Here is a 13,672-nt window from a genome sequence, read left to right as displayed (position 1 = left end):
TATTTTTTTAAAATTAGTTAGTCTTCGTATCCCACTTAAAGATTTTATTTAAAAATTTATATACATTCTTTGACTCTTTCGTCAGAAGTGGACCTAAGATCGATAGTATAAGCACGTATAGTGCCGAGAATGGTTTCAAGACTGACATTAAACCACCGGCGATGCCGATATTGGCCATAATGATGGAGAATTCTCCTCTTGAAACAATTGTTAATCCAATATTTGTTGACGCTTTATGAGATAACCCAGCTTGTCGCCCTGCAATCATTCCTGCAACAAAGTTTCCGATGATTGTAAGAAGGACAGCACCTAACGTTAACCATATCGCTCCGCCTAATGAAAACGGATCAATGCTTAATCCGAAACTGAAGAAGAAAATAGCTCCGAAAAAGTCTCTAAATGGAACAACAAGATGTTCAATTCTGTCACTATGCTCTGTCTCAGAGAAAACTAATCCTAAAAGAAGTGCTCCAATTGCTTCGGCAACGTGAATTGTTTCCGAGAAACCTGCAATAAAGAATAACGAAGCAAATACTACAATAATAAAAATTTCATCTGAACTAATATTGAGCAATTTATTTAATAAAGGCGTCGCCTTTCTAGCTACAATAAAGAATAGAAGCATGTATCCTAAAGCAATTCCAATTGAAGTAAGAGCACCTAGGAAGGAAGCATGATCTCCTAGAACTAAACCAGATACGACTGATAAATATACAGCAAGGAATATATCTTCAAACATAATAATTCCTAAAATTAATTCGGTTTCATTATTACCAGTTCTTCTTAAATCCACTAACACTTTAGCAACGATAGCACTAGAAGAAATCGTAATAATACCCGCAATAATTAAAATTTCTAGTAAAGGGAATCCCATTATAAATCCGTATAATAATCCAAGTGAAAAATTAATTAAAATATAGATTGTTCCGCCAATCGCAATAGAACGTCCAGATTTAATTAGTTTTTTCATCGAGAACTCTAGTCCTAGGTAGAAAAGAAGGAACAGAACGCCAATCCGTCCAAGGAAGGAAATGACACTCGCACTTTCAATAAATTTGAGATCGATAACACCTATTGTCGGTGCGTGCGGTCCTACTAACATCCCAAGAACAATTAGAAAAGGAATTACTGAGAATTTAAACTTTCCAGCAATTACCGCCGCAATTGCCACTAAAACTAAAGCTGTACCAACTTCAAAAATTAACGTATCCATCTAGTCAGTCCCCCTATTCGAAAGTAACTCATTAATAATTTTTTTAATTTCTTCTCTCTCACCTGAAACTACAAGCATATCGCCTTCTTCAATTACCGTTTCTGGTCCTGGATTGAATAGCTTTTTCATATTCTTTTTCATAACTGCAATAATCGTTACGCTATATGTTTTTCTTATTTCAAGGTCGCCAATTGTTTTTCCGATTGCCGGAGCTGCATTCTCTACTTTAAACCACTCAATTGCTAAACCTTCAAAGACCATTTCAACATTTTCTAATGCTCTAGGTTTGTATACCATTCCACCTAATATTGCTGCAATTTGTCTCGCCTCTGAGTCACGTAATGAAATACTTGAGATACTTTCTTCATGATCTGAATCAAAATGATACATTTCTCTACGCCCATCATCATGAATGACAATCACCATCTTTTCGTTACCTTTCGTAACGATTTGAAACTTATAACCAATACCCGGAAGTTCACTTTCTCTAATATTCATATTTAGCTCCTCCATAACTTCTTTATTTTAATTTTCTGTTTTTCTGTCTTTTGTTCATCCAATCAATTTTAGAAATTCTAACCATTCAGGATACCTATGACTTGGAAATCTTTTATTGTAATAATAAGTGGCTCCTAAAAAAATACTTAAAGATGTAATGATAAAAAACATATTACTTCTCATTTTCAAACTCTTAAGGCTTATATTCAATAAAGATTCTTCTTTCAAATTATCCCCTCTTTCTCGTTTTAAATTTAGTTTTTTAAAATGTAAATAATTCTAAAAATATTACGATGTAACATAATCATAACACAAAACACGTTTATGTAACATGATTTTTTAGAAAAATTGATTCTCGTATATTTTTTGCATATAATTTTCTTATTACGGAAAAAAGGAAGTGTATTATATGGTTGATATCTTTAGCAGATTCCTTGAGGTAACGAATAATATTTTATGGTCATATATTCTTATTGCAATGCTAATCGGCTTCGGTCTTTATTTCTCTTTCAAATTAAAATTCGTCCAAATTACTCATTTCGGTGAGATGGTCAGTTTAATTAGTAAAGGGTTTAATCGAAAAGAAAAAAAGAAAGATAGCATCTCTCCATTCCAAGCATTTTGCTTAAGTGCAGCGGCACGTATCGGTATCGGAAACTTAGCTGGTGTAGCATTAGCCATTTCAATGGGTGGACCCGGCGCAATATTTTGGATGTGGTTTATCGCTATCCTTGGAGCAGCTACTAGTTTCGTAGAATGTACGCTCGCACAAATTTATAAAGTAAAAGATGGAAGCAGGTTCCGTGGTGGGCCAGCATATTACATGGAAAAAGGATTAAACAAGCGCTGGATGGGTGTTTGGTTCTCACTTCTTATTACAGTTGCGTACGGATTAATTTTCAATTCTGTACAAGCAAATACAGTAACAATAGCGTTTGAAAATGCTTTTGGACTAGAGCGAACAATCGTAGGAGCTCTATTAGCTTTATTAGTTGCAGTTATTATTTTTGGTGGTATTAAGAGCATTTCACGTATTACAGAAATGATTGTTCCTCCAATGGCGATCATTTATATCGGTGTGGCTATTTTTGTCGTAATTAACAACTTCAATATGTTACCAAGCATTTTTACAGAAATATTTAACAGCGCATTTGGTTTAGACCAAGCTATCGCTGGTGGTATTGGAGCAGCAATCAAATTCGGAATTCAGCGCGGTTTATTCGCGACAGAAGCTGGTATGGGTAGCTCCCCTAACGCAGCAGCAACATCAGATGTATCTCACCCTGTAAAACAAGGACTTGTTCAAGCATTAGGTGTTTTCGTAGATACATTCTTAGTATGTACATCAACAGCGTTTATCGTATTATGTTCTGGACTTTACAAAGGATCGAATTTAGAAGGTATTGAATTAACACAACGAGCATTAAGTTCACAAATCGGACCGTGGGCAAGCACTTTCTTAGCGATTATTATTTTCCTATTCGCTTTCAGTTCTTTACTAGGAAACTACTATTATGGTGAAACAAACATCGCATTCATTAAAGAAAGCAAAACATGGTTACTGATTTATCGTGTTGCAGTTGTCGGAATGGTGTTCTTCGGATCTATCGCTGCCCTTCAAACAGTTTGGAGTTTAGCTGATTTCTTTATGGGACTAATGGTATTCACAAACTTAATTGCCATCTCATTCCTTAGCAAGTTTGCATACGCAGCTTTAGTAGACTATATAAAGCAAAAGAAACAAGGAAAAGATCCTGTCTTCGTTGCAAGTTCTATCCCTGGCTTACAGAATACAGAGTGCTGGGATGGACAGGATATAGAAGAGAAGCAAAAAGCTGTATAATAATTAAAAGCGGATGTGGCTCGTTTAGAACAAGAGCTATATATCAAACAAAATCCCTATTACTCCACAGTAATAGGGATTTTTATTTATAACAGTTCATAATTTGTTCAAATTAATTCCAGCAAAAGGGTTGATTTATACAAATTACTAGATTATAATGATTATAAATTAGTAATTGATATAACATAACAACTCAAAAGGAGATTGATCATAATGAACAAACAAGTAATCGAAGTATTAAACAAACAAGTAGCAGACTGGAGCGTTTTATTCACAAAATTACACAACTTCCATTGGTACGTAAAAGGACCTCAATTCTTCACATTACACGAGAAATTCGAAGAACTTTACACAGAATCAGCTACTCACATCGACGAAATTGCAGAACGTATTTTAGCAATTGGCGGCAAACCAGTAGCAACAATGAAAGAATACTTAGAACTATCTTCTATTCAAGAAGCAGCATACGGCGAAACTGCAGAAGGAATGGTTGAATCAATCATGAAAGACTACGAAATGATGCTAGTCGAACTGAAAAAAGGCATGGAAATCGCTCAAAACTCTGATGACGAAATGACATCTGACCTACTACTAGGCATCTACACAGAACTAGAAAAACACGCTTGGATGCTACGCGCGTTCTTGAATCAATAATAGATTTTAAAGCGGAGGTGACTTGCTCAGAACAAGAGGGCATTGGAGCTCCTGACGAAGAGGCGCTTTTTGCCTCACAGGAAGGCGCGAAATGACCGACTGTTCTAGTCACCGGAGCTAGATAGATTAAAAGCGGAAGCGGCTCGTTCAGAACAGGAGGGTGTTGGAACTCCTGATTACGAGGCGCTTTTTGCCTCGAATGAAGGAGTGAAACAACCGACTGTTCTAGCCGCTGGAGCTGGATATCACTAAAAGCGGAAGCGGCTCGTTCAGAGTCGCTTTTTTGTATGGGGTTAATCGCGCATATCAGTACATGAAATTTATATCAGCGATTTTTTGCATTATATCGGCGATTCTATTAAATATATCAGCGATTTTCTCGATATATCGGCGATTCCATCAAATATATCAGCGATTTTTCCAATATATCGACTTACCGACAAATCACGACAATATCAGCACCCCTCTCCTCTACTTTTATCAATATATTACAATCCCTTTTATGTTAAAATATAGGTAACATCCTTTAGTAAAATAGATCCAAAAAAGCTTTTCCATATTCATCATTTACTACTTAAATGGCGGGAGTGGTTCAGTTGAAAGACTACTTAATTAGAGCATTTTTTGCGTTAATAACGGTTGGTATTGTCTTACTTATAGCTAATATTTTCAATATACGTATCGAGGTGAAAGACTATGCTTTCCTCGTTGTTGTAGCAATTGGTGGCGGCTGGGGTGGCTGGTACCTGTATAAAAAACAAAGTAATCAAAATGATAAAGGCATTCCAAAGTAATACGGAATGCCTTCTTTTTATTGCCGTCTATAATAAATAATAAAATTCAAACCGCTAATACAACCAATCGCAATAAACATATTAGAACTATGCACATCTATCTCCGGCTAGATTATACTCATCAACGATAAAGCCAATCATAAAGAGTGTTATCGCCGAAACACCAATACACAATATCGAAATAAACCAAAGCGAAAATTCATTAATTAGCTCTTTCTTCTGTGTTGAAACAATTAGCATAACAAGAATAGATGCTGCTAATATACTTTTAAAAACAGGACGTAAATACACAAACTCCTCCATCTATTTCTCCTTTTCTAAAAACATTACATCTTAACATTAACATATTTAACCAAATTAAAAACACATGCCTTTTCAAAGTAAAATGACATGTGTTTCCAAAAATATCTATAAAATTGTATTATGATAGCTGTTTCCACTTCGTTCCTAAAACAGGACGCTCATAATTTTGGATTGCATGAATTAGTTTATCTGCCGTCTCAGCTGAAACGATCAACTCTTTATTTGATGGATTCATAAATCCTTCTTCTGCTGCACGTTCAACCATTTGCAAAATTGGTCCATAAAAGCCTTTTATGTTCAATAAACCAACCGGCTTATTATGTATACCAATTTGTGACCAACATACTACTTCAAATAGCTCTTCAAACGTTCCGTATCCGCCTGGTAATGCAATAAAAGCATCCGCAAGCTCTGCCATTTTCGCTTTGCGCTCGTGCATCGTTTCTACTTCAATTAATTCTGTTAGCCCTGTATGAACAATTTCTCCTCGGAATAGACCGCGTGGCATAACACCTGTTACACGTCCGCCTAAGCGAAGAACTTCGTTTGCCACTTCTCCCATTAATCCAACGCAAGAACCACCGTATACAAGCTCATAATCGTTCTCAACAAACATTTTTCCTAACGCTATTGCCTGCTCTTTAAATTCTGGTCTCTCCCCTAAGTTGGAACCTGCAAACACACAAATCTTTCTCATTCCTACACCCCGAAACTATATATTGTTATGATACAATGAATATTGTACAACATATTGAAGGGATGAGGAAGAAATGGATATCATCGCATTTCAAAGATGGGTGGAGGAATTTTACGAAAAACGAAGCTGGTCACAGTATAATTCCTTTATTCGCTTAAATTTCTTAACAGAGGAAGTTGGAGAAGTTTCACGCGTTGTTCGCGCAATCGAAATTGGCCGTGATCGTCCTGACGAAAAAGTGAAAACAGAAGAAGAACTAAAACAAGAGTTAAAAGAAGAACTTGGTGATGTACTATCTAATCTTATTATTCTTTCACAAAAATATGATTTAGATTTACAAGACATTATGGAGGCTCACGTCACAAAGCTTTCGAAAAGGTTCGAAGTATCCAAATGAGAATATTATCAATTATGGTATAATATTCTTGTCACAATATTAAGGGGGATTTTATGTTATCTAAAAAATTGCACGACGCATTAAACGATCAAATGAACTTTGAATTTTACTCTGCCCACGCCTATATGGCAATGGCTGCTTACTGTACAGCTGAGAGCTATGATGGATTCGCTAACTTTTTCCTTGTACAAGCTGAAGAAGAACGTTTCCACGCAATGAAGCTTTACAACTACATTAATGACCGCGGTGAGCGCGCTATTATTACTGGATTTGATAATCCAAATAACGTATATGAATCTGTACTGAACGCTTTTGAAGTAGCACTTGAGCACGAGCGTGAAGTAACGAAGCGTATTTACAACTTATCTGATATCGCTTGGGATGAGCGTGAGCATGCAACAATTACATTCTTAAAATGGTTCGTCGATGAGCAAGTAGAAGAAGAATCTTCATTCGATAGCATCATCCAAAAATTAAAACGTATTACAAGCGATTCAAACGCATTATTTATGCTAGACGCTGAATTAGAGAAACGTACATTTACGCCTCCAGCTGAATAGTATTTCAATCACCTTAATGAATGTATTAAGGTGATTTTTTTATTTCTTCTCTAAGCTGAATAACCCTCGCCAAATCCTTCTTATAAAGCCCTGAAACCTTTTCAACAAAGTTACTATGAGTAAAAGTCCCATCGCCTTCTTCTACTATGCTTAAATATCCATGTATAAACTTCAAAAGCGCTCTAGCATCTTCTCCAGTTAAATGATTAATGTTCTCTATAATCTCATCAAACTCCCTTAAACTATCCGATTCTTTCACCCTAATTCCCCCTCTCTATATTATTCATCATACCAAAATAAAAAAGTCGTTCATCCCTCTAGACGAGAGATAAACGACTTCGTTTGTTTTTATTACAGCATAACCCCAACGATAATCGCTGATAATATACTTACTAACGTTGCACCGTATACAAGTTTTAATCCGAATGAAGATACAACGTTTGCTTGTTTGCCATCGATACTCTTCGTTGCACCTGCGATAATTCCGATTGATGAGAAATTTGCAAATGATACAAGGAAGATAGATAAAATACCTACTGTACGAGTTGATAAATCACCAGCTACTTTTCCAAGGTCAAGCATTGCAACGAATTCGTTCGTTACTAATTTCGTTGCCATAATTTGTCCTGCCGTTAGCATCTCTGATGTTGGAATACCCATTACGAATGCTAATGGTGAGAAAACGTATCCTAAAATGCTTTGGAATGTGATTCCGAAAATTGAATCGAACACACCGTTAATTGCTGTAATTAATGCTACGAAACCGATTAACATCGCCGCTACTGTTACAGCGATAGAGAAACCAAGCATAATATATTCGCCTAACATTTCAAAGAATGTTTGTTTTTTATCTTCTTGTAATTCTAAAATATCGTCTTCTTCTTTCACTTCATATGGATTAATAATATGAACGATAATGAATCCACTAAATAAGTTTAATACAAGTGCTGTTACTACATACTTTGGATCAATCATTTTCATATAAGAACCGACGATTGACATCGATACTGTTGACATGGAAGATGCACAAAGTGTGTATAAACGATTTTTCGGTAATTTGCTTAGTTGATCTTTTACTGTAATGAATACTTCACCTTGACCAACGATTGCAGCTGCTACTGCATTATATGATTCTAGTTTTCCTAAGCCGTTAATTTTACTTAATAGGAAACCGACTGCACGGATGATAATCGGTAAAACTTTAATATGTTGTAAGATCCCGATTAATACTGCTAAGAAAATAATTGGTAATAATACTGTTAAGAAAAATGGTGCTTGTCCATCATTTGCTAGACCACCAAATACGAAATTAACCCCTGCTTCCGCAAATTTTAAAATAGCGCCAAATCCATCTGCAATCCCTTTTACTAATACAAATCCGACCTTTGTATTTAGTAAGAAATACGCAAGTACCAATTGAATGACAAGCATAAGTGCAATTGGTTTATATTTAATTTTCTTACGATCTGAACTGATAAGGAACCCTAGTACAAATACTACAAGTAAACCGACTAGAAACATTACGATCTTCATATGTGAATCCTCCACTTCTCCCACGAGTTATCGGTCGTATAACGTATAACGAATGACGTCTGACCATTGATGTTAAAAAATTTAAAACCCCTAAATACTATTCAACTGTTTTCCAAAATCAGTAAGCGTTTACATAAATTGCAATTTATAAAAGGTAGCTTCTTCTCTCCTACCATACTTGAAAGTCTGAAATTGATACCACCTACAAATCAAATTGTAAGCGTTATCTAATCGAAATGCAATATAAATTTAAAAAGATTTTTATATGTTAATATATTCCTAACTAATTGGTTTTTTCATGCAAATTTACCATAAAAAATAGCCCTAGCTATAAGCTAGGGCCACCTTTGTTTATAACATAACACCAACGATAATCGCTGATAGAATACTTACTAATGTCGCACCATACACAAGGCGTAGACCGAATGATGATACAACATTTGATTGGTTTTCATCGATACCTTTCGTTGCACCTGCGATAATTCCGATTGATGAGAAGTTCGCAAATGATACAAGAAATACAGAAAGAATACCAACTGTACGAGCTGATAAATCACCCGCTACTTTTCCAAGATCCAGCATCGCAACAAACTCATTTGATACTAATTTTGTTGCCATAATTTGTCCCGCTGTTACCATCTCTGCTTGCGGGATACCCATTACGAATGCTAATGGTGAGAAAATGTATCCTAAAATAGCTTGGAATGTAATACCGAACATTGAATCAAACAAGCTATTAATTGCTGTAATTAATGCTACGAAACCAAGTAACATTGCCGCTACTGTAATCGCGATTGTAAAGCCAAGCATAATGTATTCACTTAGCATTTCAAAGAATGATTGTTTTTTCTTATTTTCTAATTTCAGTGTATCTTCTTCTTCTGTAATATCGTACGGGTTAATAATATGAATAATAATGAAACCACTAAATAAATTTAATACAAGTGCTGTTACTACATATTTCGGTTCGATCATTTTCATATAAGAACCTACGATTGACATTGATACTGTCGACATGGAAGATGCACATAATGTATATAAACGATGTTTTGGGATTTTACTTAATTGATCTTTTACTGTAATAAATACTTCCGCTTGCCCAACAATAGCCGCTGCTACTGCGTTATATGATTCTAGTTTTCCTAAACCATTTACTTTACTTAGCGCAGTACCAATAGCACGAATAAATATCGGTAAAATTTTAAAGTGTTGCAGAATTCCGATTAAAACGGCAAAGAATACGATTGGTAATAACGCTGTTAAGAAGAATGAAACCTCTCCTTTATTAACAAGACCGCCAAATACGAAAACGATTCCAGCTTCCGCATATCCAAGAAGTGCGCCAAATCCATCTGAAATTCCTTTTACTAAAATATAACCAACTTGCGTGTTTAATAAGAAATAACTTAACGCTAGCTGAATAACAAGCATAATTGCGATTGGTTTATACTTAATCTTCTTTCGATCGGCACTTATAAGAAAACCGAGTACGAATACAACGAGCAATCCTACAAGAAACATAACAAACTTCATTAATAAAATCCTCCATTTAACTCTTCATTAACGTTGAACGTCTGACTACTTGAAATAAGAAATAATCCGAACTTTCCATTTCTCCTCCAAAACCTTCAATCGGATAGGAAAGATCATAAAACCTCTTGTTTCAAAGGCATTTCCCATTCTAACATAAATCACAACTCATATCTGCATTTTTCTTAAAAAAATTACATTTTATTATAAAACGTTCATGAATGTTCGTCTTTTACATTATATAGCGAAACTTTAATCAATATCATCCCCACTGATTATTAGCCCGTATCAATCGAGAGTTTTACTGTTCACAAATAGCAGGATAAAACAAAAAAATGAGCATCAAGTTTCACTTGATGCTCACCTCATTATACTGCTTTTTCTTTATCAGCTACTGCTGGCTTATCCCAGCACTCTGTATTGTTCAAACCTGGAATAGACTCCGCATAGAATACTGGATCTTTTCCTTGTTTCTTTTGCTTAACGTAATCTGATAATGCCGCGAAAGCATACTTAGAAAGAAATACGATCGCAACTAAGTTAATAACAGCCATAATCCCCATAAATAAATCTGCTAAATCCCAAACGATTTGAATTGTTGCTACAGATCCTAAAACAACCATACCAAGTACAGCAATGCGGTATGCATTTAATAACACTTTACTTCCATTTAAAAACTCAATATTCGTTTCACCATAGTAGTAGTTACCTACCAATGAACTAAATGCAAACAAGAAGATTGCAACTGCTACAAATATAGACGCCCACGGTCCGATATGTTGGCTTAATGCTTGCTGCGTTAATTGAATACCATTTAGATCAGCTGCATTATGCACATCTGATAAAAGAATGATAAATGCTGTACAACTACAAATTAATAATGTATCTGTAAATACCCCTAAAGTTTGAATGAAACCTTGTTTAACTGGGTGCGTTACGTTTGCAGTCGCAGCTGCGTTCGGCGCACTACCCATACCTGCTTCATTTGAGAATAATCCACGTTTTACCCCTAGTAAAATCGCAGCTCCTAATCCCCCACCTACTACTTCTTTAATTCCGAAAGCATGTAAGAAAATTTCTTTAAATACATACGGAATTGCCGTAATGTTTGTTACAACAACGAATAATGCTACTGCTACATAAATAATTGCCATTACTGGAACGATCATTTCAACCGCACGTGCAATACGTTTTACTCCACCGAAGATAATAACTGCAAGTAAACCAGCCATTACAAGACCTACTAATCTACTGTCTGTTTTGAATGCCCCATCAAAAGCAGCCGCTACAGTATTAGACTGTACAGCGTTAAAAATCAATCCGAAACTTACTGTTATTAAAACAGAGAAAATTGCTCCAAGCCAGCGCTTATTTAATCCCTTTTCCATATAATAAGCTGGACCACCACGGAATGCATTCCCATCTTTTACTTTATAAATTTGCGCTAATGTGCTCTCTACAAATGCAGAAGCACCCCCAATTACCGCAATTAACCACATCCAAAATACTGCTCCTGGTCCACCTGCTGAGATTGCGATAGCTACACCAGCTAAGTTACCAGTACCTACACGAGAAGCTGTACTCATACAAAAAGCCTGGAACGAAGATACACCGCTCTTCTCTTTTTGTGCTTTTCTCGTTTTCGAACTTGCCCCATCCCCAAGCAAACGAATCATTTCACCGAAGTAACGAACTTGGACAAATTTCACACGAAATGAAAAGTAAAGCCCTAACCCAATTAACATCGCAATAATGATATATGACCAAAGGACATTATTTACATCCCCAATTACCTTAGCTAAAAAATCCATAATTGCATTGCCCCCTCTTCCTAACAATAAGAAAATTATATTCTAAAAACTTTTAGTAATCAAGAATTTTATGTTAGGTTTCATGACATGGTCACGTTAAACTTCTTAACATATATGTTTTTTTACGTAAAAATATAACCAGTACGTGCATTTATCCAATACTCAATCACTCATCCCATTCGACCGGTCATACTTTTAAGACAGTGCGTTCTCTACAAATAACGAGAGGAATGAACAAACAAAAATTATATTACTAATTACCTCTCACCCTTTTCATCATTTACTACAACAAAAAAGGCGAGCATCGAATTTATCTCGATGCTCACCTTTTCATTACACTGCTTTTTCTTTATCCGTTACCGTTGGCTTATCCCAACACTCTGTATTCGTTAAACCAGGAATAGAATCTGCACTGAAGACTGGATCTTTCCCTTGTTTCTTTTGCCTTACATAGTCTGCCAAAGCAGCATATGCAAATCGGCCAAGAAGTGTAATCGCGATTAAGTTTGTGATTACCATTAGTCCCATAAATAAATCCGCCATATTCCATACAACTTGAAGTGTGGCAACCGAACCGAATAATACCATTCCCACTACCGCAATACGGTAAATCGTTAACCAAGTTTTACTTTGTTTAATGAATTCAATGTTCGTTTCACCATAATAGTAGTTTCCTAGAAGTGAACTGAAAGCGAATAGGAAAATAATAATCGCTAAGAAGCTACTTGCCCATGGGCCAATTTGTGAACTTAATGCATTTTGTGTTAATTCAATACCTTCTAAATTTGTTGCCTTATATGCACCAGAACATAGTACGATAAATGCTGTTGATGTACATACTAAGAATGTATCCACTAACACTCCAATTGTTTGAATAAAACCTTGTTTCGCCGGATGCGTTACATCAGCTGTTGCTGCCGCGTTCGGCGCACTACCCATACCTGCCTCGTTCGCAAATAATCCGCGCTGAATACCATACTTCATTGCAGCACCGATACCGCCACCTACAGCTGAATCTAAACCAAATGCTCCTTTAAAAATTTCTGTAAACATATCCGGTATTAAATAATAATTTTTAATAACAACGAAAATTGCTACTGCAATATAAATAAGTGCCATTGGCGGAACGATCATTTCAGACATACGCGCGATACTTTTCACGCCACCAAAAATAATAACCGCAACTAATACTGCTAATACAATCCCAACAACGTAACGCTCAATACCAAAAGCGTTTTTAAATGCTAATGTAACTGTATTTGCTTGTACGGAGTTGAAAATTAATCCGTAACTAATTGTAATAAGGATAGAGAACCAAATTCCCATCCAACGTTTATTTAAACCTTTTTCCATATAATAAGCAGGACCACCACGGAAGCCACTGCCATCTTTTATTTTATAAATTTGTGCAAGCGTACTTTCCACGAAACTTGAAGACGCTCCGACAATTGCAATAACCCACATCCAAAATACTGCTCCAGGTCCTCCCATAGAAATAGCTAACGCTACGCCCGCTAAGTTCCCGATTCCAATACGAGCTGCTGAACTCATACAGAACGCTTGGAAAGAAGATACACTACCTTTTTTACGCGTCTTTCCAGTTAATCCATCACTCATTAGTCGAACCATTTCCCCTAAATGAGTAATTTGTACGAATTTCAATTTAATAGAAAAATAAAGACCTAAACCAATTAACATTGCAATAAGAATATATGACCAAAGAATTGTATTCGTTGATGAAACAAATTGCTCTAAAATATTCATACAATTAACCCCTCCTTTTCTCCATAAAACGAATTATATTTAAAAAACATTTAAAAATCAACATTTTTCGACAAT

At 35.7% G+C, this 13,672-nt stretch carries 13 protein-coding genes and 1 pseudogene; 5 read left to right on the top strand and 9 right to left on the bottom strand.

What is annotated here, in order from left to right; genetic code table 11:
* Window positions 1–13: 13 nt before the first annotated feature.
* Both AC1Q8N_RS20705 and AC1Q8N_RS20700 read right to left on the bottom strand, forming a co-directional pair.
* A complete protein-coding gene (locus AC1Q8N_RS20705) occupies window positions 14–1,213 on the bottom strand; it encodes a cation:proton antiporter (RefSeq protein ID WP_000380223.1) in 1,200 nt (399 codons plus the stop codon).
* Window positions 1,214–1,711 (bottom strand): cation:proton antiporter regulatory subunit, encoded by a 498-nt coding sequence (locus tag AC1Q8N_RS20700; protein WP_001026069.1) that lies wholly within the window; start codon window positions 1,709–1,711, stop codon window positions 1,214–1,216.
* 409 nt (window positions 1,712–2,120) lie between these two features.
* On the opposite strand from AC1Q8N_RS20700, the gene AC1Q8N_RS20695 reads away from it, so the two are divergent.
* From AC1Q8N_RS20695 to AC1Q8N_RS20685, 3 genes are all read left to right on the top strand, one after another.
* Complete coding sequence (locus tag AC1Q8N_RS20695) at window positions 2,121–3,554, top strand: alanine/glycine:cation symporter family protein (RefSeq protein ID WP_088060095.1); 1,434 nt, start codon at window positions 2,121–2,123, stop codon at window positions 3,552–3,554.
* 213 nt (window positions 3,555–3,767) lie between these two features.
* Window positions 3,768–4,208, top strand: a complete 441-nt coding sequence (locus AC1Q8N_RS20690; protein ID WP_001041898.1) for a Dps family protein — start codon at window positions 3,768–3,770, stop codon at window positions 4,206–4,208.
* 596 nt (window positions 4,209–4,804) lie between these two features.
* Window positions 4,805–5,002 carry a hypothetical protein gene (locus tag AC1Q8N_RS20685; protein WP_000656322.1) on the top strand — a complete coding sequence of 66 codons (198 nt, stop codon included), beginning with the start codon at window positions 4,805–4,807 and terminating at the stop codon, window positions 5,000–5,002.
* A 17-nt stretch (window positions 5,003–5,019) separates the two neighbouring features.
* On the opposite strand, the pseudogene AC1Q8N_RS20680 reads toward AC1Q8N_RS20685, so the two are convergent.
* Window positions 5,020–5,305 (bottom strand): annotated as a pseudogene (locus AC1Q8N_RS20680) (hypothetical protein).
* Window positions 5,306–5,423: 118 nt separating this feature from the next.
* A complete protein-coding gene (locus AC1Q8N_RS20675) occupies window positions 5,424–6,002 on the bottom strand; it encodes an LOG family protein (RefSeq protein WP_046955625.1) in 579 nt (192 codons plus the stop codon).
* Between the two features lie 73 nt (window positions 6,003–6,075).
* Between AC1Q8N_RS20675 and AC1Q8N_RS20670 the strand changes: the two genes are divergently transcribed.
* Together AC1Q8N_RS20670 and AC1Q8N_RS20665 are read left to right on the top strand one after the other, a co-directional pair.
* Entirely contained in the window at window positions 6,076–6,399 is a 324-nt protein-coding gene (locus AC1Q8N_RS20670) for a MazG nucleotide pyrophosphohydrolase domain-containing protein (protein WP_098078507.1), read from the top strand.
* Between the two features lie 53 nt (window positions 6,400–6,452).
* On the top strand, window positions 6,453–6,959 hold the full coding sequence (locus AC1Q8N_RS20665; RefSeq protein WP_048542408.1) for a ferritin: 507 nt from the start codon (window positions 6,453–6,455) through the stop codon (window positions 6,957–6,959).
* Between the two features lie 25 nt (window positions 6,960–6,984).
* Here the strand turns inward: AC1Q8N_RS20665 and AC1Q8N_RS20660 are convergent, their stop codons facing one another.
* The 5 genes from AC1Q8N_RS20660 to AC1Q8N_RS20640 all read right to left on the bottom strand — a co-directional run bounded on the left by AC1Q8N_RS20660 (window position 6,985) and on the right by AC1Q8N_RS20640 (window position 13,597).
* Window positions 6,985–7,218 (bottom strand): hypothetical protein, encoded by a 234-nt coding sequence (locus tag AC1Q8N_RS20660; protein ID WP_048542410.1) that lies wholly within the window; start codon window positions 7,216–7,218, stop codon window positions 6,985–6,987.
* Window positions 7,219–7,310: 92 nt separating this feature from the next.
* Window positions 7,311–8,492, bottom strand: coding sequence for a NupC/NupG family nucleoside CNT transporter (locus AC1Q8N_RS20655; protein ID WP_098078510.1), 1,182 nt, complete (start codon window positions 8,490–8,492; stop codon window positions 7,311–7,313).
* Between the two features lie 351 nt (window positions 8,493–8,843).
* On the bottom strand, window positions 8,844–10,025 hold the full coding sequence (locus AC1Q8N_RS20650) for a NupC/NupG family nucleoside CNT transporter (protein WP_000673848.1): 1,182 nt from the start codon (window positions 10,023–10,025) through the stop codon (window positions 8,844–8,846).
* Window positions 10,026–10,390: 365 nt separating this feature from the next.
* Complete coding sequence (locus tag AC1Q8N_RS20645; protein ID WP_098078512.1) at window positions 10,391–11,833, bottom strand: alanine/glycine:cation symporter family protein; 1,443 nt, start codon at window positions 11,831–11,833, stop codon at window positions 10,391–10,393.
* 333 nt (window positions 11,834–12,166) lie between these two features.
* Window positions 12,167–13,597, bottom strand: coding sequence for an alanine/glycine:cation symporter family protein (locus AC1Q8N_RS20640; RefSeq protein ID WP_060488095.1), 1,431 nt, complete (start codon window positions 13,595–13,597; stop codon window positions 12,167–12,169).
* Window positions 13,598–13,672: the final 75 nt, after the last annotated feature.

This window comes from Bacillus sp. GW823-FHT06B01, from assembly GCF_058952315.1.
This window is presented reverse-complemented; position numbering and strand designations above follow the sequence as displayed.